The following is an 18,578-nucleotide window of genomic DNA, read 5'->3' on the forward strand; positions in this document are numbered from 1 at the left end:
TTGGTATACCGTTTTGGTATGCCAACGACCTCGACCTCGTTCCGCCCCTTGCGCGACGACGTCCGCGACCTGATCCGCGAGCGGATCATCGCGGGCACGCACGCGCCGGGCACCCGCCTCGTGGAGCGGACGATCGCGTCCGACCTCGGCGTCTCGCGGATCCCCGTGCGCGAGGCGCTGCAGGCACTCGTGCTGGAGGGCTTCGCGGTCGACCGTGACACCCGCGGCATCGCGGTCCGGGCCTACGAGCCCGGCCAGATCGCCGAGCTGGCCGAGGTCGGCGCCGCCCTCGAGCGCGTGCTGGTGGGCCAGGTCGTCGCGACCGTCACGGACGAGGGGCTCGTCGGCCTGCGCGCGGTGCTGGACGAGGCGCAGGACGCCATCGACCGGGGCGACCTCGACGCGGCCGTCGCGGCCAACGGCCGGTTCCACGACGCGCTCGCCGCCCTCGGCGAGGGCACGATGGCGCACGAGGTGCTGGGCACGGTGTCGCAGCGTCGCCGCTGGCTGCTCGCGCAGCACACCGATCCGGCGCCGATCCACGCCGAGCACGTCGCGCTGTTCGACGCGATCGCCAGCGGCGACGCCGACCGGGCCCGGCGGATCACGGAGGACCACGCGCGGACCACGGTCGAGAACGCGCTGCGCACTCGGGGACCGGTCTCGTGAGCCTGCGCACCGCGTCGCTCGCGGCGATCGTGGCCTCGGCCGGGCTCCTGCTGGCGGCCTGCCAGGCGTCGGGGGAGGACCGGGCCGAGCGGCTTGCCGCGAGCACGACGGCCACCCCGACGACGCCGCCCACCACGGCGTCCCCGTCCCCCTCGCGGAAGGACCCGCTGATGGACCTCGACCAGGACCAGCTCGACGCCCGGCTGATCGCCGCCGCCTGGGACGACGACGTGACGGCCGCGCGTCGGCTGATCGCCGCCGGCGCCGACGTCAACGCCACCGACGACACCGTCCAGAGTGCCCACCTCATCGCCGCGAGCGAGGGGCGTCGCGCCCTGCTCGACCTCACGCTGCGGCACGGCGCGGACCTCGACGTGCACGACTCGTTCGACGGCACCGGCGTGATCCGCGCGGCCGAGCGCGGGCACGCCTGGGTCGTCGGGCGCCTGCTGCAGGCCGGCGCCGACCCGGATCACGTCAACACCCTCGGCTGGGTGGGCCTGCACGAGGCCCTCGTCTTCGCCAAGCCCGAGCGCCGGCGCCAGTACGTCGACACCGTGCGCGTGCTCGTCGCCGGGGGAGCCGACGTGCGGATCGCGTCCCGGCGCGACGGACTCACGCCGGTGCAGCTGGCCGAGCGGCACGGGCTCGAGCCGCAGGCGCGCCTGCTGCAGAGGGCCCGGGGCGCCGAGAAGGTGGGCCCCGAGGTCGCCGGCCGCCGGCTGCTCGCGGCGGCGCGCGAGGGAGACGCGGACGCCGCTGCCCTCGCCCTGCGTGCGGGCGCCGACCTCGAGGTCCGCAACGAGCTGCGCCAGACGCCGCTGCTGCTGGCCTCGACCCACGACAGCGTCGCGGTGGCCCGCCTGCTGGTGGCGATGGGTGCCGACCCGGACGCGCTCGACCACCAGCACGACACGCCCTGGCTCGTGACGGGGGTGACGGGCAGCGTCGCGATGCTGGAGGCGCTGCTGCCCGCCCGTCCCGACCTCACCATCGAGAACCGGTACGGCGGCCTCTCGCCGATCCCGGCGGGGGAGCGCGGCCACGTGGACTACATCCGCCGCGTCATCCGCACCGACGTCGACCTCGATCACGTGAACGACCTGGGCTGGACCGCGCTGCTGGAGGCGGTCATCCTCGGCGACGGCTCGCGCCGCTACGAGCAGATCGTCCGGCTTCTCGTCGACGCCGGCGTGGACACGGGCATCGCCGACAAGAACGGCGTGACGGCGCTGGAGCACGCGCGAGCCGCCGGGTACGACGGGATCGTCCGGCTGCTCGAGCGGGCCTGAGGGCTCAGCGCGCCCGCAGCGCCTCGACGATGGCGCGCAGCAGCGGGCGGTCGCGCTCGCCGGAGCGCACGGCCGCGCGGATCTCGCGCCCGAGCCGGGCGCCGGCCGGGACCGCGGTGTGCAGTCCGCGCCGGTCGACGTCGATCGCCAGCTGGGGCAGCAGGGTGACCCCCTGCCCGGCCGCGACCGCGCGGGACAGCAGCTGGAGGTCGTCGGTCTCCCAGCGCACCTGCGGCTCGAAGCCCGCCTGCCGGCAGGCGTAGCGGACCGACTGGCCGCACGCCGCCTCGGCGGGTGGCATGACCCACGGCGCGTCCGCGAGGTCGGCCAGCGTGGTGCCCTCGGGGAACGGCTCGCGCCCGATGAGCACGAGCGGCTCGCGGTGCACGCTCGTGGCGGTCACCCGCGGCGGGATGGGCATGGGGGCGTGCTCGTAGACGTCGACGAGCGCGAGGTCGATCCGGCCCTCGTGCAGCGCGGCCAGGCTCGACTGCGGCTCGGCCACCGTGACGGTGGCGTCGATGCCGGGATGGTGCTCGCGCAGGTCGGTCAGCGTGGGCAGCACGAACTCCTGCGCGGCCGAGGCGATCGTGCCGATGCGGACCCGGCCGACGAGGTGGTCGTCGAAGCCGTCGATGTCGCCGCGAGTGGCCTCGAGCAGGCGGACGAGGCTGCGACCGCGCTCGGCCAGCACCTCGCCGGCGGCCGTGAGGGCCACGCCGCGGGGGAGTCGCTCCAGCAGCGGCACGCCGGACTCGCGCTCGAGCGTGGTGATCTGCTGGGAGACGGCCGACGGGGTGATGCTGTTGGCACGGGCGGCGCCGGCGATGGAGCCGTGGTGGGCGACGTCCACGAGGAGCCGCAGTCGGTTCGGGTCGGGCAGGTCGCGCACGGTGGTCCTCCGAATGCGTTAGAAGAACTTACGCTGGACAGTCTGCCGCATCAGGCAGACGATGGGGTAGTGAGGATTGAGAACGTCGCCGTGTTCGGACTCGGCAAGGTCGGAGAGCTCGTCGCGCACCTGCTGTCGCGCGCGGAGTTCAAGGTGGTCGGCTTCGACTCGCGCGAGCGGGAGGTGCCGAACCTGCAGACGCGGGTGCTGGACGTCGCCGACGCCGACGCGCTGCGCGCGGCGCTGAGCGAGGTCGACGGCGTCGTCTCGTGCCTGCCGTACCACCTGAACATCGCCGTCGCGGAGGCCGCGCACGACACCGGCGTGCACTACTTCGACCTCACCGAGGACGTCCCCACGACGAACCGCGTGATCGAGCTGTCGAAGGACCGCCCCGACAGCGTGTTCGTCCCCCAGTGCGGTCTGGCGCCCGGCCTCATCGGCATCGTCGGCGCCAGCCTGGCCTCGACGTTCGACTCGATCCGCAGCATGGAGCTGAAGGTCGGCGCGCTGCCGCAGAACCCCACGGGTCTGCTGGGCTACGCGTTCAACTGGTCGGCCGAGGGCGTCGTCAACGAGTACCTCAACGACTGCGAGGTCGTTCGGTCCGGCGAGCGCCGCATGGTGCCCCCGATGACCGAGAAGGAGCGCGTCGTCATCGGCGGCATCGAGCTCGAGGCCGCGCTGACCTCGGGCGGCCTCGGCACGATGTGCCAGACCTACGAGGGCCGCCTGCAGCGCCTGGACTACAAGACGATGCGGTACCCGGGCCACTTCGAGCAGATGCACTTCCTGTTCGAGGAGCTCAACCTGCGCGACGAGCGCGAGCTCGTCGGCCGGATCCTGGTGGACGCCAAGCCGCCGGTGAACGACGACGTCGTCTACCTGCACGCCGCGGTGGAGGGCATCCACTCCGGCCAGCCGTTCCGACGCAACCACGTCCGCGCCTACCGGCCGATCGAGATCGACGGCCAGACCTGGCGCGCCATCAGCTGGACCACCGCGGCGAGCGCCGTGGCCGTCGTCGAGCTGGTCGCCGCCGGGAAGCTCCCCGCCACCGGCTTCGTCCGGCAGGAGGACATCTCCCTGACCGACCTGCTCGCGACGTACTCCGGCCAGCTCTTCGACACCCACGGAAAGATCGACGCATGAACGAGCGCCAGCGAGTGAACGAGGGGCCCCGAATGCCGGCTTCTTCGTACCCTGCACTTTCTTCGACGAAGGAGTCGGCATGAGCATTTCTGACCAGGTCACCGAGATCTTCGGGCGCATCGGCGCGTCCACGCAGTTCGCCGCCGACGGCGAGATCGTCTGCCGCACCCCGATCGACGGCTCCGAGCTGGGCCGCCTCCAGGCCGACACGGCGCAGTCCGTGGGCGAGGCCGTGGGCCGGGCCCACGCCGCCTTCCAGGAGTGGCGCACGGTGCCGGCTCCCGCCCGCGGCGCGTTCGTCCGCGAGCTGGGCAACCTGCTGCGCGAGCACAAGGACGACCTCGGCGCCCTCGTGACGATCGAGGCCGGCAAGATCCTGTCCGAGGGCCTCGGCGAGGTCCAGGAGATGATCGACATCTGCGACCTGGCCGTGGGCCTGTCGCGCCAGCTGCACGGCCTGACGATCGCCAGCGAGCGACCGGGCCACCGCATGATGGAGCAGTGGCACCCGCTGGGCGTCGTCGGCGTCATCAGCGCCTTCAACTTCCCGGTCGCGGTGTGGTCGTGGAACGCCGCGCTGGCGTTCGTCTGCGGCGACAGCATCGTGTGGAAGCCGTCGGAGAAGACCGTGCTCACGGCGCTCGCGTGCCGCGCGCTCGCCGAGGAGGCCGCCCGACGCTCGGGTGCCCCCGAGGGCCTGCTGCAGGTCGTGGTCGGCGCCCGCGAGGTGGGCGAGGCGCTCGTCGACGACCCGCGCGTGCCGCTGGTCTCGGCCACCGGATCCACGCGGATGGGCAAGGAGGTCGCGCCCCGCGTGGCCGCCCGCCTCGGCCGCAGCCTGCTGGAGCTCGGCGGCAACAACGCCGCGATCATCGCGCCCAGCGCCGACCTCGAGCTGGCGGTGCGCGGCATCGTGTTCTCGGCGGTCGGCACCGCCGGCCAGCGCTGCACGTCGCTGCGTCGCGTGATCGTGCACGAGTCGGTGAAGGACGAGCTGCTCCAGCGCCTCGTCGCCGCCTACGAGACCCTGCCGATCGGCTCGCCGCTGGACTCCGGGACGCTCGTCGGCCCGCTGGTGGACGAGTCCGCCGCGGCCGGCTTCGCCAAGGCCCTCGACCAGGCGCGCTCCGACGGCGGCGCCGTGCTGACCGGCGGCACCACCGCCGAGGGCGTGGAGGGTGGCCACTACGTGCACCCCGCGATCGTCGACATGCCCGACCAGACCGAGATCGTGCGCGCCGAGACCTTCGCGCCGCTGCTCTACGTGCTGACGTACCGCGACCTCGACGAGGCCGTCGCGCTGCACAACGCCGTCGACCAGGGCCTGTCCAGCGCCATCTTCACGATGGACGTGCGCGAGGCCGAGCTGTTCGTCTCGGCGACCGGCTCGGACTGCGGCATCGCCAACGTCAACATCGGCACCTCGGGCGCCGAGATCGGCGGCGCGTTCGGCGGTGAGAAGGACACCGGCGGAGGCCGCGAGTCCGGCTCGGACGCGTGGAAGAGCTACATGCGCCGGTCGACGAACACGATCAACTACTCCACTGAGCTGCCGCTCGCGCAGGGCGTCGACTTCGGCTGAGTCAGCCCAGCGCGGAGCGGTACGCGAACAGCGAGGGGCCGCCGCCGGTGTGCAGGAACACCGTGCGGCGGCGCAGCTCGGGGTCGCCGGGCAGCGCCGCGTACGCCTTCGCCGTGTAGACGGGATCGAGCGCGATGCCGCGCGTGGTGGCGAGGCGGTGGATCTCGGCCAGGCCGGCCGGCGACGGGATGCCGTAGCCGTCGCCGAGCTGAGAGTCGTCGAGCACCCAGCGGTCGTCGTCGGGGACGGGCACGCCCAGCTCGTCGGACGCCTGCGCCAGCAGGTCGCGCAGCTGGGCCTCGGTCTGCTCGAGCGAGTGGTAGACGCAGACTCCGCGCACGACCGTGTCGACCTCGGCGGCGGCGAGCCCGATCACCAGGCCCGCCATGGTGCCGCACGTGGACGCGGCGACGACGATCTCGTGCGGGTCGAACTCGAGCTGGCTGTACAGCTCGAGCGCGGTGTCCACGTGACCGAGGACGCCGATGCGGTCCGAGCCGCCGGGCAGGATCACGGCGAGGTCGTCGCCGTGCTCGGCCATGAGCTCCAGCGCGAGTGCGCCCGCGGCGTCGTCGTCGGCCACGACGTGGCGGGTCGCGCCGAACAGCTCGGTCAGGAACGCGTTGCCCGAGCCCGTGTAGTCCGCGTCGGTCCGCGGCACGGCCTGCACGGCGATGGCGTCCAGGTGCAGCCCGAGGCGGGCGCAGGCGGCTGCGGTGGCGCGCACGTGGTTGGACTGCAGCGCGCCGAAGGTGACCACGCGGCGCTGGCCGCGGGCGACCGCCGCGCCCAGCAGGAACTCGAGCTTGCGGACCTTGTTGCCGCCGAAGCCGAAGCCGCTGAGGTCCTCGCGCTTCATCCAGAGTCCGTCCACGTCCTGCAGGGGCGTGGGCCACACGCCGAGGTGGGCGCGGGGGCGATCGCTCAGGTCCATGGACCCGAGCGTGCCACACCGGCGGACGACCGCGACTGGGGCAGAATGGAGCGGTGGGCACCTATCGCGACTCCGGTGTCGTCCTGCGCACCCAGAAGCTGGGGGAGGCCGACCGCATCGTCACGATGCTCACGCGCGGACGCGGCGTCGTGCGGGCCGTGGGCCGCGGGGTCCGCAAGACCTCCAGCCGCTTCGGCGGGCGCCTGGAGCCCTTCATGCACGTCGACGTGCAGTTCGCCGAGGGCCGCTCGCTCGACGTCATCGCCCAGGTCGTGACGATCGACCCCTTCGCCTCGCACCTCGGCGCCGACTACGGCGCCTACACGGCGGGCACGGCGATGCTGGAGACCGCCGAGCGTCTCGTCGCCGACACCGCCGAGCCCTCGGTCCCGCAGTACCACCTGCTGGTGGGGGCGCTGCGCGCGCTCACCGAGCACCGCCAGCCGCCCGGCGTGCTGCTCGACTCGTTCCAGCTGCGGTCGCTCGCGATCGCCGGCTACGCCCCGTCGTTCGACGGCTGCGCCCGCTGCGGCCTCGAGGGCCCGCACCGCCACTTCCATGCCGGATCCGGCGGCATGCTGTGTGACGGCTGCCGCGTGCCGGGCTCCTCGGTCCCGTCGGCCACCACGGTGGCCCTGCTCGCCGCGCTGCTCGTGGGCGACTGGAGCGCGGTCGGGCTGGCCGACGAGCGGTCCCGCCGCGAGGCCGGGGGCATCGTGGCCAACTACCTGTCCTGGCACCTCGAGCGCGGCCTGCGCTCCCTGGCCCACGTGGATCGCTGATGCCCCGAAACCCCACCCCGCACCCGTCGGGGGCCACCCCGCCGCGCCTCGCCCCCGAGCAGGTGCCCCAGCACGTCGCGATCGTCATGGACGGCAACGGCCGCTGGGCGAAGGAGCGCGGACTGCCGCGCACCGAGGGCCACAAGGCCGGCGAGGCGGCGCTGTTCGACGTCGTCGAGGGCGCGATCGAGATCGGCGTCAAGGCCGTCAGCGCCTATGCCTTCAGCACCGAGAACTGGAAGCGGTCGCCCGACGAGGTGAAGTTCCTGATGGGCTTCAACCGCGACGTCATCCGCCGCCGCCGCGACGAGATGCACGAGCTCGGCGTCCGCGTCCGCTGGGCGGGCCGGCGCCCCCGGCTGTGGCGCAGCGTCATCCGCGAGCTGGAGGAGGCCGAGCAGCTCACCAAGGACAACACGGTCTGCACCCTGACGATGTGCGTGAACTACGGCGGCCGGGCCGAGATCGCCGACGCCGCCGCGGCACTCGCGCGCGACGTCAAGGCCGGCCGGCTGAACCCCGAGAAGATCACCGAGGCCACCTTCGCGCGCTACCTCGACGAGCCGTGGATGCCTGACGTCGACCTCTTCTGGCGCACCTCCGGCGAGCAGCGCACCAGCAACTTCCTGCCGTGGCAGTCGGCCTACGCCGAGCTGGTGTTCAGCGACATCGCGTGGCCCGACGTCGACCGCCGCGCCCTGTGGGCCGCGGTGGAGGAGTACGCCACGCGCCAGCGCCGCTACGGCTCCGCCTGACCGACCCCGCCTCCGGCGGGCGAGATGTGTAGCGCTCTCCACTCTTCTGAGGCCACATGGCCGGATTCCCGGTGGACACCGCTACACATTTCGCGTCGCTAAGCGGTGGCGGGACCGTCGAGCGACCAGCGCGTCGTGCCGGCGAGGACGTCGGTGACGAAGCCGCGGAACCGCGGGCACTGGGTGATGTCGTGCGAGCGGCAGCGCAGGGCGTGCTCGGTCATCTCGCGCGAGCGCTCCATCTCCTGCATGCGCCGGTCGAGGTCGGCCAGGTGGGACTCCAGCACCTCGTGGCGCGACGGCGCCTCCTCGTCGAGCAGCACGGCGATCTGCTCGAGCGACATCCCGGCGGCCTTGCTGCGCAGGATGACGGCGACCCGCACCAGGTCGTCGTCGCCGTAGCGGCGCCGGTCGGCACCGTCGCGGGCCGGCCGCAGCAGTCCCACGTCCTCCCAGTGCCGCAGCACGTGGGTCTCGAGCCCGAACCGCGCGGCGACGTCCCCGATCGACTGACTTGACTTCATGTCGACCTGAAGTCGCAGGCTCGTCTCGTTATTCCATTCGAGAGGGGAACACCATGTACGACGCGCTCGTCATCGGCGGCGGACCGGCCGGGCTGCAGGCCGCGCTCACGCTCGGCCGCATGCACCGGACCGCCGTCCTCATCGACTCCGGCCGCTACCGCAACGGCACGGTCGAGCACGCCCACAACTTCGTGACCCACGACGGTCGAGCGCCGGCCGAGATCCGCCGGCTGGCCCGCGAGGACCTTGCCGCGTACGACACCGTCGAGCTCCGCGACACCACGGTGCACGCCGTCCGCGAGGAGGGCGACGGCTTCGTGGCCGAGACCGACGGCGGCCCGATCCACGCCCGCACGCTGATCCTGGCGACGGGCCTGAAGGACGACCTGGGCTCGATCCCGGGCCTGGAGGAGGCGTGGGGTCGCGAGGTCGCGGCGTGCCCGTTCTGCCACGGCCACGAGCTCTCGGGTCGCGTGATCGGCCTCGCCGGCACCGGACCTCACGTGCCGATGATGACCGCGATGCTGGCACCGATCGCGTCGCGCCTCGTGCACTTCGAGGATGGTGAGGTCACGAAGATCGAGCGGACCGGCGACGGCGTCCGGGTGCACCGCGCGACCGGTGAGCCGGTCGAGGTGGCGGGCCTGTTCGTCCACCCGGCGTTCGCCCAGGCGGCCCCGTTCGCGGAGCAGCTCGGTCTCGAGCTGCTGCCGTCGGGCTGCATCCGGATCGACGTCCTCGGCCAGACCAGCCACCCGCGCGTCTTCGCCGCGGGCGACCTCGCGCACGTGGAGCAGCTGCCGATGCCGATGGCCTCGGTGCTGGGTGCCGCGGCGGCGGGCCTGACCGCCGGGGCGAGCGTCGTGAGGACCCTCGCCCTCGCCGAGTCCGCGCAGGGCTGAGCGGCGCGGTCCGGGTCGGGCGGACCGCGCGGACCTCGGTAGTCTGGAGCGCATGCGCGTGGCCAGATTCGCCGGTGACGACGACCCCCGTTTCGGGGTCGTCGGCACCGAGGGCGACACCCCGATCATCGCCCCTCTCAAGGGGGACCCCCTCTACGCTCCGCTGGAGCTCACCGGCGAGAAGCTGGCGCTGGAGGACGTGCGCCTGCTGGCGCCGGTCATCCCGCGCAGCAAGGTGGTGTGCGTCGGCAAGAACTACGTCGCGCACGCCGCCGAGATGGGCGGCGACGTCCCCGAGGAGCCGCTGATCTTCCTCAAGCCGAACACCTCGGTGATCGGTCCGGGCGAGCCGATCTTCTACCCGAAGCAGTCGCAGAACGTGCACTTCGAGGGCGAGCTCGCGATCGTGATCGGCCGCATCTGCCGCAACCTCACGGCCGAGGACGCGCCCAAGGTGATCTACGGCTACACCGTGGCCAACGACGTCACGGCGCGCGACCTGCAGAAGAAGGACGGCCAGTGGGCCCGTGCGAAGGGCTTCGACACGTTCTGCCCGCTCGGCCCGTGGATCGAGACCGACTTCGACCCCTCCGACGTCCGCGTGCGCACCACGCTCAACGGCGAGACGAAGCAGGACGGCCGCACGTCGGACATGGTCTTCGACGTGACCACGATCCTGCAGTACGTGACCAGCTTCATGACCCTCCTGCCCGGTGACGTCGTCCTGACCGGCACGCCCGACGGCGTCGGCCCCATGGTGGCCGGCGACGACGTGGCCGTGACGATCGACGGCCTGGGCACCCTGACGAACCCGGTGGTGGCAGATGAGTGAGACCCGTTGGACGACCGCGACCGGCAGCGACGTGGTCGCCCGGTTCTGCCCGTCGCCGACCGGCAACCCGCACGTCGGCATGGCGCGCACGGCACTGTTCAGCTGGGCCTTCGCGCGTCACCACGGTGGGCGCTTCGTCTTCCGCATCGAGGACACCGACGCCAGCCGTGACTCCCAGGAGTCCTACGACCTGCTGATCGACGTCATGCGATGGCTCGGCCTGGACTGGGACGAGGGCGTCGAGGTCGGCGGCCCGAACGGCCCCTACCGCCAGAGCCAGCGCATGGACGTCTACGCCGACGTCGCGCAGCGCCTCCTCGACGCGGGCTTCGCGTACAAGGCCTACGACACCGCCGAGGAGCTGGAGGAGCGCCGCAACGCCGCGCGCGCCGCCGGCCGCCCGAGCGGCTACGACGGACTGCACCGCGACCTCACGCCCGAACAGCAGGCGGCGTACGAGGCCGAGGGCCGCCAGCCGGTCATCCGCTTCAAGATGCCCGAGCGCGACTGGACCTTCGACGACCTCGTCCGCGGCGAGATCACGTTCGGCGCCGAGAACGTGCAGGACTTCGTGATCGTCCGCGCCAACGGCCAGCCGCTCTACACGCTGACCAACCCGGTCGACGACGCGCTCATGGGGATCACGCACGTGCTGCGCGGCGAGGACATCCTGTCGTCCACCCCGCGCCAGATGGCGCTGTACGAGGCGTTCGGCGAGATCGGCGTCGGCTCGGGCTTCACGCCGCGGTTCGGCCACCTGCCCTACGTCATGGGCGCGGGCAACAAGAAGCTCTCGAAGCGCGACCCCGAGTCGAACCTGCTCGGCTACCGCGACCAGGGCTTCCTGCCCGAGGGCCTGCTGAACTACCTCGCCCTGCTCGGCTGGTCGATCGCCGAGGACCGCGACATCTTCTCGCTCGAGGAGATGGTGGCCGCATTCGAGGTGGAGCGCGTCAACCCCAACCCGGCCCGCTTCGACCTGAAGAAGTGCGAGGCGATCAACGGCGACCACGTGCGCCTGCTCGCCCCGGACGAGTTCGTCCGCCGGCTGCTGCCGTACCTGCCCGAGGGCGTCGACGAGGCGCTCGTGACGCAGGCCGCGCCGCTCGTGCAGGAGCGCAGCAACCTGCTCACCGAGGCCGCCGAGATGCTCGGCTTCCTGTTCGCGGGCGAGGACTTCGCCGTCGATCCCGACGACGCCGCCAAGCAGCTCAACGAGGACGGCCTCGAGGTCGCGAAGGCGGCCCGCGAGGCGCTGTCCGGCCTCGACGCGTGGACCACCGAGTCGATCGAGGCGGCCCTGCGCCAGGCCCTCGTCGAGGAGCGCGGCCTCAAGCCGCGTCTCGCCTTCGGCCCGGTCCGCGTCGCGGTCACCGGCCGTCGCATCTCCCCGCCGCTGTTCGAGTCGATGGAGCTGCTGGGCCGCGAGACCTCGCTCGCACGCCTCGACGCCGTCCTCTGACGCACGAGAACGCGGTCCACCCCGGCTGGGGTGGACCGCGTTCGTCGTCTCCGGGCGATCAGACCTTGTCGGCCTCGGTGCCCATCTGCAGCGAGCGGATGCTGTCCTTCGCGTAGTAGCCCTTCAGGCCCACCAGCACCGCGACCAGGCCGACCGCGGCGAACAGCACCACGTAGTAGGCCGGGGAGATCGGGTCACCCGTGCGGGCGATCAGCCACGTGGCCACGAGCGGCGCCGTGCCGCCGAGCAGGGCGAAGGCCATGTTGTAGGCCAGCGCGCTCGCCGTGTAGCGGATCTCGGGGCGGAACAGCTCGACCATGATCACCGGGGTGATCAGCGCGATCGCGCCGGCGAAGATGCCGTAGAGGCCCTGGCCGAGCATGGTGGCACCGAGGCCGCCCATGCCCATGATGTGGAACGACGGGATCACGGCCACGGCCAGGCCGATGGCGGCGGCGATGGCGACCGGACGCCGACCCCAGCGGTCGGCGGCCAGGCCGGTCAGCGGGCAGGAGATCGCGAAGACCAGCAGCGCGACGATGTACGAGGTCAGCGCGTCGACCCGGCCGAGACCGAGCTCCTCGGTGTTGTACGCCACCATGTAGCCGCCGAGCAGGTAGAAGCTCACCGCGGTGACCATCGACCAGGCGAAGACGACCATCATCGGGCGCAGGCCCTCCTGGAAGGCGCGGACGATCGGCGGGTGGACCGCCTCGGCGGCGGCCTCGCGAACGGCCTCGAACTCGGGCGTCTCCTGGATCTTCAGGCGCAGGTAGAGGCCGACCAGGCCGACCGGACCGGCGAGGATGAACGGGATGCGCCAGCCCCAGCTCTCGAGGGACGCCTCGTTCATCGACTGGGTCACGACCAGGCCCACGGTCGCGCCGGCGGCGGTGCCCAGGGCGACGGACATCGGGTTCACGGCGCCGAACAGCGCGCGGCGGTGCGACGGCGCGTACTCGATGATGAAGCTGCCCGAGCCGGCGTACTCGCCGCCGGCCGACAGGCCCTGGAGGATGCGCCAGGCGACGAGCAGGACGGGGGCGAGCAGGCCCACGGACTCGTAGCTGGGGGTGAGGCCGATCGCGACGGTCGCGCCCGACATCAGCAGGACGGCGCCGGACAGGGCCGTACGGCGGCCGACGCGGTCGCCGATGTTGCCGAAGATGATGCCGCCGATCGGGCGGGCGAGGAAGCCGACCGCGAAGGCGGCGAAGCCCGACAGCAGCGACGCGGTGGGGTTGTCGCTGGGGAAGAACTTCATGCTGATGATGGTGATGAACTGGGCGTAGATGCCGAAGTCGAACCATTCGACGAAGTTGCCGATGCCGGCGGCGGACACGGCTTTCTTGCGTGCGCCGGCGATCTCGGCGGTCTTGAGGTCGGTCATGACCCGGGCCTTTCTGGAGTGGGTGAGTCGAGTGGAGGGGGAGGCGTCAGCGCAGCTCGCGACGCAGGATCTTTCCGGTGACGGACTGGGGGAGGCGGTCGAGGACCTCGACCTCTCGCGGGTACTTGTAGGCGGCCATCCGCTCCCGGCAGAACGCGATGAGCTCGTCGGGGGTGGCCTCGGCGCCGGAGTGCAGGGCGACGTAGGCCTTCACGGTCTCGCCGCGGTACTCGTGCGCGACGCCGACGACCGCGGCCTCCTTCACGGCCGGGTGGGCGTAGAGGACGTCCTCCACCTCGCGCGGCCACACCTTATAGCCGGAGGCGATGATCATGTCCTTCTTGCGGTCGACGATGAAGAACCAGCCGTCAGCGTCCATGAAGCCCATGTCGCCCGTGCGCAGCTCGCGGTCGATGATCGCCTCCGCCGTGGCCTCCGGGTTGTTCCAGTAGCCGGGGATGACCTGCGGGCCGGAGGTGGCGAACTCGCCGATCTGGCCCACGGGGACCTCGGCGCCGTCCTCGTCCACGACGCGCACGTGCGTGTTGAAGACGGGGAAGCCGACCGCCAGCGCGCCCGAGACCGGGTCCACGGGCGCCCGCAGGCCGCGGGGGACGCCGTGGGTGGGGGAGGTGGTCTCGGTCATGCCGTAGAAGTTGTGGGCGTAGAACCCGAACTCCTCCTCGATCCGGTCGGCGACGGACGGCGGGATCGGGGCGCCACCGGAGTAGACGACCTCGAGGGACGTGAAGTCGTCACGCGTGGCTCCCTCGGCGCTGGTGAGGGCGACGAGTGCGGTGATCGCGCCGATCGTGAAGAAGGGCCGGTGCTCACGGATGGCGTCGAGCATCGAGAGCGGCTCGAAGCGGTGCGTGAGGACCAGTGGCCCGCCGAGCAGCATCGCCAGCGTGGCGTGCCCGACGAGGCCGGTGATGTGGAACAGCGGCGCGATGGCCAGGACGCCGGCGCCCTCGGGCAGGTCCATCCAGTCGCGGTAGGTCTGCGTGTTGAACGTCATCGCGCCGTGCGTGTTCATGGCGCCCTTGGGCAGGCCGGTCGTGCCCGACGTGTAGGTCAGGACGGCGATGCTGTCGGGGCCCAGGTCGGGAGCGGGGACGCGACGGCCGGCGTGCGTCCGGGCGACGTCGGTGAGCCGCAGGGTGCCCTCGGTGACCACGGCATCGGTGCCCAGCACGCGCGGGTCGTTCCGCGTCTGGAAGTCGGTCGCCGAGGTGGTGATGACGGTCGTGACCGAGGTCTGTCCCGAGTCGACGACGTCGCGGGCCACTGTCGCGTACAGGTCGTCGAGGGTGAGCAGGGCGACGGCGCCGGAGTCGCGAAGCAGGTTCCCGACCTCGCGCTGCTTGTTCATCGGGTTGACGAGCACGGCGATGCCGCCGGCCTTCCACGCCGCGACGAGGCCGAGGGGGAACGCCGGGTCGTTCTGCAGGTACAGCGCGAGGCGGTCACCGGGCACGAAGCCGCGCTCGACGAGGACCGCGGCTATCGCGTCGGTGAGGGCGTCGACCTCGGCGTAGGTCAGGGTGCCGTCGAAGTACCGCACGGCGGGAGCGTCGGCGCCGCGCTCGACCGCGGCGGAGAACATCTCCAGGCACGTGGCGTACTCGGCGACGATGGTCTCGGGCTTGCCCTCGGGGTAGCCGGACAGCCACGGCGGGCGGGTCTGGGTGACGGAGTCGGACATCGAGTTCCTCGTGAGGCGAGCCGTTCAGGTTCAGCGGACTGAACTCGCTGAACTCACTGAACGACCGTTCGGGTGTGACGCAGGGAACAGTAATCACCGCTGTCCTGACGGCAAAACCGCCGATTCCGTGTTCAGGTGTTCAGTTCAGGCGACCTGAACACGCGACGGCGGTCAGCGTCGCAGGACGGCCTCGGCCAGGGTGACGGGAAGCGTGCTTCCGCCTCGGATCTCGGGCGGAATCAGCCACGAGACCCCCGCGAGCCGCAGGACGGCCGCGCTGAACTCGTCGGCCGACAGGGGAGCGCCGCCGGTGGCGTTCAGGGCCTCGTCGGCGTGCACGCGCAGGGTGTCGTAGACGCCGCGGCACCGCGCCGCGATCCGCCCGCTCTCGGGCTCGTCGAGGCTGCGCAGCTCGGAGTCCGCCACGCGAGCCAGCTCGGGGTGCTGCTCGCGGAAGGTGCTCATGGCCTCGACGACGTTGACGACGCGGTCGTGCGGGGTCGCGCCGTCCTCGGCCGCCGCGGCCACGCGCGCCTGCAACTCGTCGAGCAGGAGGTCGTAGACCGAGACCAGGATGCTGTGCTTGCTGCGGTGGTGGTGGTAGACGCCGGCGACGCTCAGCTGGGCCGTCGCGGCGATCGCCCGCATGGTGGCGCCGTGGTAGCCCGCTTCGTGGAACACCGTGACGGCGGCGGCGGTAACGTTGTCGAGTCGGATCGTCGACGAGGCGCGCCACGGACGCGGCCGGTCGAGCGACGGGGGCGTCCCGGCGGAAGACACCGAGGGAGGCTGCATGACCAGGTGGGCGGTCTCGGTGCCCAGTGCCGAGGCGATCTGCGAGAGGCGGGCGATGCTGACCCCGACCTTGTCGTTCTCGATCGCGCTCATGGTGCCCGCGCTGACGCCCACGGTGGAGGCCAGGTCCCGCAGGGTGACGCCCGCTGCCTGGCGCGCGAGGCGGATCGCGGCGCCGACCGTGGGAGCCCCGGACGTCTCGGTCACGCAGCGGACTCTACCGGCCCGACCTGCCCTTCTCGTCCGGCCACGGGCGGCGGCATGAGCGCGGGCGAGGGGCGCCCTTGGACCGCCTGGTACCCCGACGGCGACGTCGACCTCGCGGCCAGCGGGCTGACCCTCATGGACCACTTCGGCGCCACGGTCGCGCGCCAGCCGGGCCGCGTCGCGGTGCGCTACTTCGACGGCGCGATCACGTACGCCGAGCTCGACGCGATGGCGGACTCGCTCGCCGCGCACCTGCGCGACGCCGGGCTCGGTCCCGCCTCCACCGTCGCCCTGATGCTGCAGAACAACCCCGCGTTCCTCGTCGCCGTCGTCGCGGCATGGAAGCTGGGTGCCGTGGCCGCGCCGCTGTCGCCGCTGGCGACCTCGCCCGAGCTCAGTCACCTGCTGGACGAGTGCGACGCCGACGCCGTCGTGATCCTCGACGAGCTGCTCCAGGTGCACGGCTCGCGCGTGTCCCGCCTGCGCGACCGACCGGTCGTCGTCACGACCCGGACCGACTTCGACGGCTCCCCGGCCCAGGTCGGTGGCGACGCCACCTCGCTGGCGCGGATCGTGGCGACCCGCGTCGACCCGGTCGCGACCGAGCTCGACCCGGCGTGGCCGGCGGTGTTCGTGCCGACCTCGGGAACCACCGGGATGTCGAAGTTCACGGTGAACACGCACGCCAACGTGGAGTTCGACGCCTCGGTCTACCGGCAGTGGGCCCGGCTGCGCGACGGCGCGGTCGTGCTGGGGCTGAGCCCGATCTTCCACGTGACGGGCCTCATCGGGCACGTCGCGGTGACGCTGCGCATCGGTGCCACGCTCGTGCTGACGCACCGGGTGCGCCCCGACGTGGTGCTCGACGCGATCCGCCGTCACCGTCCCGAGTTCACGATCGCCGTCATCACCGCCTACATCGGGCTGGCGGAGCTGCCCGACGTGACGCCCGACGACTTCGCGAGCTTCCGTGAGCTCTGGTCCGGCGGCGCGCCGGTGGAGCCCGACGTGGCCGCGCGCCTGGGGGAGCGCTTCGGCCGGCCGATCCACAATGTCTACGGCCTCACCGAGGCGACCTCGGCGGTGGCAGCGGTCCCGCGAGGTCTGCGCACGCCCGTGGACGAGGACACCCGGACTTTGTCGATCGGCGTCCCGGTCTTCGGGACCACGGTCCGCATCGTCGGCGAGGACGGTGCCGACCTGGCGCCCGGCGAGGTCGGCGAGATCGTCGTCTCCGGGCCGCAGGTGGCGGCGGGCTACCTGAACAAGCCGATGTCGACCGCCGAGGTCTTCGGCGGGGGTCGGCTGCGCACCGGCGACGTCGGCTTCATGGATGCCGACGGCTGGTTCTACGTGATCGACCGCAGCAAGGACATGATCAGCGCGAGCGGCTTCAAGGTCTGGCCGCGCGAGATCGAGGCCGCGCTCATGACGCACCCGCACGTCCGCGAGGCGGCCGTGGTCGCCATCCCCGACCAGTACCGCGGCCAGTCGCCGAAGGCGTACGTCGTCCTCGAGCCCGACGCGTCGGTGTCGGAGTACGAGCTGATCGAGTTCAGCCGCTCGATCCTCGCGCCCACGAAGTACCCCCGCGAGGTGGAGTTCGTGGCCGAGCTCCCGCGCACCGCCACGGGCAAGATCCGGCGCTCCGCGCTGGGGTGAAGCGCGCATCACACGACACGCGAGCATCCCCGGTTTGGGCGCACGCGAGGGTGTCCGGTAAAGTCATCTCTTGGTTCGGAGCGCTGCCGCGAGGCAGGGATCCGATACCCCCATGGGGTATGGTGTAATTGGCAACACAGCGGTTTCTGGTACCGCCATTCTAGGTTCGAGTCCTAGTACCCCAGCGAGGACCTACTGGAGAGCATCTGGTAGCGTTTCTCACTGCTGGCCCCGTTGTGTAGCGGCCTAGCACGTCGCCCTCTCAAGGCGGTAGCGCGGGTTCGAATCCCGTCGGGGCTACCAGCAGAAAGGCCCCCGATCCTCGGATCGGGGGCCTTCTCCATTTCTGGGTGGAATGCGCCGCAGGTGGGACGGATCCTCCGACCTTCGGGTCGTCCCAGGGGCGCCTTGGTACCAAGATGCGTGTGCCGGAGGCTCAGCAGGCCGGGCCCTCGGTGCAGGTCTCGGCGCCCTCGCCCGCGACGGCCGCGATCGCGCGGGCGGCGTCGCCCAGGGCCGCGAGCTGCTCGTCGGTCAGCACGTCGATGACGAGCCGGCGCACCTCGCGCACGTGACCGGGTGCGATCGCCTCGATCTTGGCCAGGCCGGTCTCGGTGAGCCGCGCCTGCATCCGGCGGCCGCCGGGCTCGGCGGCGGGGCACCGCTCGACCCAGCCGGCCTTCTCCAGGCGCGTGAGGGCGTGGGAGAGCCGCGACAGCGAGCCGCGCGCCTCCTCGGCCAGGACGGAGAGTCCGATGGTGTGACCGGGGGACTGCGACAGCGCCGCGAGCACCTGGTACTCGTACGCGTTCACGCCCGCGTCGCGCTTGAGCTGGGCGTCGATGGCACTCGGCAGCGTCGACAGGAGGCCGAAGAGGGCGCGCCACTGCTCCTGCTGCTCGGTCGTCAGCCAGCGCACGGATTCCGTCGTGTCGGAGGGGGCAGTGTCGGAGGTCACGCAGAACAGGATACCCCCTGGGCTTGAACGTTCAAGCGGGTTGGACGTAGGGTCGACTTGAACATTCAAGTCAAGGAGACCCG

At 72.0% G+C, this 18,578-nt stretch carries 17 protein-coding genes and 2 tRNA genes; 12 read left to right on the forward strand and 7 right to left on the reverse strand.

What is annotated here, in order from left to right:
* Positions 1–18: 18 nt before the first annotated feature.
* Together BJ975_RS03790 and BJ975_RS03795 are read left to right on the forward strand one after the other, a co-directional pair.
* A complete protein-coding gene (locus BJ975_RS03790) occupies positions 19–669 on the forward strand; it encodes a GntR family transcriptional regulator (RefSeq protein WP_179423793.1) in 651 nt (216 codons plus the stop codon).
* Positions 666–1,961 carry an ankyrin repeat domain-containing protein gene (locus BJ975_RS03795; RefSeq protein ID WP_317628209.1) on the forward strand — a complete coding sequence of 432 codons (1,296 nt, stop codon included), beginning with the start codon at positions 666–668 and terminating at the stop codon, positions 1,959–1,961. Before BJ975_RS03790 ends, BJ975_RS03795 begins: the two co-directional genes overlap by 4 nt.
* A 4-nt stretch (positions 1,962–1,965) precedes the next feature.
* Here the strand turns inward: BJ975_RS03795 and BJ975_RS03800 are convergent, their stop codons facing one another.
* The gene (locus BJ975_RS03800; protein ID WP_179423795.1) at positions 1,966–2,853 is read right to left on the reverse strand and encodes a LysR family transcriptional regulator; all 888 of its coding nucleotides are present in this window, start codon (positions 2,851–2,853) and stop codon (positions 1,966–1,968) included.
* A gap of 69 nt (positions 2,854–2,922) precedes the next feature.
* Between BJ975_RS03800 and BJ975_RS03805 the strand changes: the two genes are divergently transcribed.
* Both BJ975_RS03805 and amaB read left to right on the forward strand, forming a co-directional pair.
* Positions 2,923–4,005: a saccharopine dehydrogenase family protein gene (locus BJ975_RS03805; RefSeq protein WP_179423797.1), complete on the forward strand. Its 1,083-nt coding sequence runs from the start codon at positions 2,923–2,925 to the stop codon at positions 4,003–4,005.
* 79 nt (positions 4,006–4,084) lie between these two features.
* The gene (gene amaB, locus BJ975_RS03810; protein ID WP_179423798.1) at positions 4,085–5,587 is read left to right on the forward strand and encodes an L-piperidine-6-carboxylate dehydrogenase; all 1,503 of its coding nucleotides are present in this window, start codon (positions 4,085–4,087) and stop codon (positions 5,585–5,587) included.
* Position 5,588: 1 nt separating this feature from the next.
* Here amaB and BJ975_RS03815 read toward each other — a convergent pair whose 3' ends face one another.
* A complete protein-coding gene (locus BJ975_RS03815) occupies positions 5,589–6,521 on the reverse strand; it encodes a 1-aminocyclopropane-1-carboxylate deaminase/D-cysteine desulfhydrase (protein WP_179423800.1) in 933 nt (310 codons plus the stop codon).
* Positions 6,522–6,574: 53 nt separating this feature from the next.
* Here BJ975_RS03815 and recO point away from each other — a divergent pair, with 53 nt between their 5' ends.
* Both recO and BJ975_RS03825 read left to right on the forward strand, forming a co-directional pair.
* The gene (gene recO, locus BJ975_RS03820) at positions 6,575–7,303 is read left to right on the forward strand and encodes a DNA repair protein RecO (protein WP_179423802.1); all 729 of its coding nucleotides are present in this window, start codon (positions 6,575–6,577) and stop codon (positions 7,301–7,303) included.
* On the forward strand, positions 7,303–8,058 hold the full coding sequence (locus tag BJ975_RS03825; RefSeq protein WP_179423804.1) for an isoprenyl transferase: 756 nt from the start codon (positions 7,303–7,305) through the stop codon (positions 8,056–8,058). The genes recO and BJ975_RS03825 overlap by 1 nt, the downstream gene beginning before the upstream one ends.
* Positions 8,059–8,156: 98 nt before the next feature.
* On the opposite strand, the gene BJ975_RS03830 is transcribed toward BJ975_RS03825, so the two are convergent.
* The gene (locus BJ975_RS03830) at positions 8,157–8,582 is read right to left on the reverse strand and encodes a MerR family transcriptional regulator (protein ID WP_179423806.1); all 426 of its coding nucleotides are present in this window, start codon (positions 8,580–8,582) and stop codon (positions 8,157–8,159) included.
* A 53-nt stretch (positions 8,583–8,635) separates the two neighbouring features.
* Here BJ975_RS03830 and BJ975_RS03835 point away from each other — a divergent pair, with 53 nt between their 5' ends.
* From BJ975_RS03835 to gltX, 3 genes are read left to right on the forward strand one after another with little or no spacing between them, the layout of a single operon-like run.
* Complete coding sequence (locus BJ975_RS03835) at positions 8,636–9,484, forward strand: NAD(P)/FAD-dependent oxidoreductase (RefSeq protein WP_179423808.1); 849 nt, start codon at positions 8,636–8,638, stop codon at positions 9,482–9,484.
* Positions 9,485–9,536: 52 nt separating this feature from the next.
* Positions 9,537–10,316: a fumarylacetoacetate hydrolase family protein gene (locus tag BJ975_RS03840; protein WP_179423810.1), complete on the forward strand. Its 780-nt coding sequence runs from the start codon at positions 9,537–9,539 to the stop codon at positions 10,314–10,316.
* Positions 10,309–11,778 carry a glutamate--tRNA ligase gene (gene gltX / locus BJ975_RS03845; protein ID WP_179423812.1) on the forward strand — a complete coding sequence of 490 codons (1,470 nt, stop codon included), beginning with the start codon at positions 10,309–10,311 and terminating at the stop codon, positions 11,776–11,778. Before BJ975_RS03840 ends, gltX begins: the two co-directional genes overlap by 8 nt.
* Positions 11,779–11,836: 58 nt before the next feature.
* Here the strand turns inward: gltX and BJ975_RS03850 are convergent, their stop codons facing one another.
* The 3 genes from BJ975_RS03850 to BJ975_RS03860 all read right to left on the reverse strand — a co-directional run bounded on the left by BJ975_RS03850 (position 11,837) and on the right by BJ975_RS03860 (position 15,875).
* Positions 11,837–13,168, reverse strand: a complete 1,332-nt coding sequence (locus BJ975_RS03850) for an MFS transporter (RefSeq protein WP_179423814.1) — start codon at positions 13,166–13,168, stop codon at positions 11,837–11,839.
* A 46-nt stretch (positions 13,169–13,214) separates the two neighbouring features.
* The gene (locus BJ975_RS03855; protein ID WP_179423816.1) at positions 13,215–14,873 is read right to left on the reverse strand and encodes a class I adenylate-forming enzyme family protein; all 1,659 of its coding nucleotides are present in this window, start codon (positions 14,871–14,873) and stop codon (positions 13,215–13,217) included.
* Positions 14,874–15,044: 171 nt separating this feature from the next.
* Positions 15,045–15,875, reverse strand: coding sequence for a TetR family transcriptional regulator (locus tag BJ975_RS03860; RefSeq protein ID WP_179423818.1), 831 nt, complete (start codon positions 15,873–15,875; stop codon positions 15,045–15,047).
* Between the two features lie 54 nt (positions 15,876–15,929).
* Between BJ975_RS03860 and BJ975_RS03865 the strand changes: the two genes are divergently transcribed.
* The 3 genes from BJ975_RS03865 (at position 15,930) to BJ975_RS03875 (ending at position 17,840) form a co-directional block, all read left to right on the forward strand.
* Complete coding sequence (locus tag BJ975_RS03865; protein WP_179423820.1) at positions 15,930–17,537, forward strand: class I adenylate-forming enzyme family protein; 1,608 nt, start codon at positions 15,930–15,932, stop codon at positions 17,535–17,537.
* A gap of 113 nt (positions 17,538–17,650) precedes the next feature.
* Positions 17,651–17,722 (forward strand) — tRNA-Gln (locus tag BJ975_RS03870).
* A gap of 42 nt (positions 17,723–17,764) precedes the next feature.
* Positions 17,765–17,840 (forward strand) — tRNA-Glu (locus BJ975_RS03875).
* Between the two features lie 133 nt (positions 17,841–17,973).
* Here the strand turns inward: BJ975_RS03875 and BJ975_RS03880 are convergent.
* The gene (locus BJ975_RS03880; protein ID WP_179423822.1) at positions 17,974–18,495 is read right to left on the reverse strand and encodes a MarR family winged helix-turn-helix transcriptional regulator; all 522 of its coding nucleotides are present in this window, start codon (positions 18,493–18,495) and stop codon (positions 17,974–17,976) included.
* Positions 18,496–18,578: the final 83 nt, after the last annotated feature.

It is taken from the genome of Aeromicrobium tamlense, from assembly GCF_013408555.1.
GTDB classification, from domain to species: Bacteria; Actinomycetota; Actinomycetes; order Propionibacteriales; family Nocardioidaceae; genus Aeromicrobium; species Aeromicrobium tamlense.

Bases quoted from the DNA above. Each gene is read 5' to 3' on its own strand.
- BJ975_RS03840 (WP_179423810.1), top strand. From the start codon at position 9,537: ATGCGCGTGGCCAGATTCGCCGGTGACGACGACCCCCGTTTCGGGGTC.
- gltX (WP_179423812.1), top strand. From the start codon at position 10,309: ATGAGTGAGACCCGTTGGACGACCGCGACCGGCAGCGACGTGGTCGCC.
- amaB (WP_179423798.1), top strand. From the start codon at position 4,085: ATGAGCATTTCTGACCAGGTCACCGAGATCTTCGGGCGCATCGGCGCG.
- BJ975_RS03825 (WP_179423804.1), top strand. From the start codon at position 7,303: ATGCCCCGAAACCCCACCCCGCACCCGTCGGGGGCCACCCCGCCGCGC.
- BJ975_RS03865 (WP_179423820.1), top strand. From the start codon at position 15,930: ATGAGCGCGGGCGAGGGGCGCCCTTGGACCGCCTGGTACCCCGACGGC.
- BJ975_RS03815 (WP_179423800.1), bottom strand. From the start codon at position 6,521: ATGGACCTGAGCGATCGCCCCCGCGCCCACCTCGGCGTGTGGCCCACG.
- BJ975_RS03835 (WP_179423808.1), top strand. From the start codon at position 8,636: ATGTACGACGCGCTCGTCATCGGCGGCGGACCGGCCGGGCTGCAGGCC.
- BJ975_RS03830 (WP_179423806.1), bottom strand. From the start codon at position 8,582: ATGAAGTCAAGTCAGTCGATCGGGGACGTCGCCGCGCGGTTCGGGCTC.
- BJ975_RS03850 (WP_179423814.1), bottom strand. From the start codon at position 13,168: ATGACCGACCTCAAGACCGCCGAGATCGCCGGCGCACGCAAGAAAGCC.
- BJ975_RS03790 (WP_179423793.1), top strand. From the start codon at position 19: ATGCCAACGACCTCGACCTCGTTCCGCCCCTTGCGCGACGACGTCCGC.
- BJ975_RS03855 (WP_179423816.1), bottom strand. From the start codon at position 14,873: ATGTCCGACTCCGTCACCCAGACCCGCCCGCCGTGGCTGTCCGGCTAC.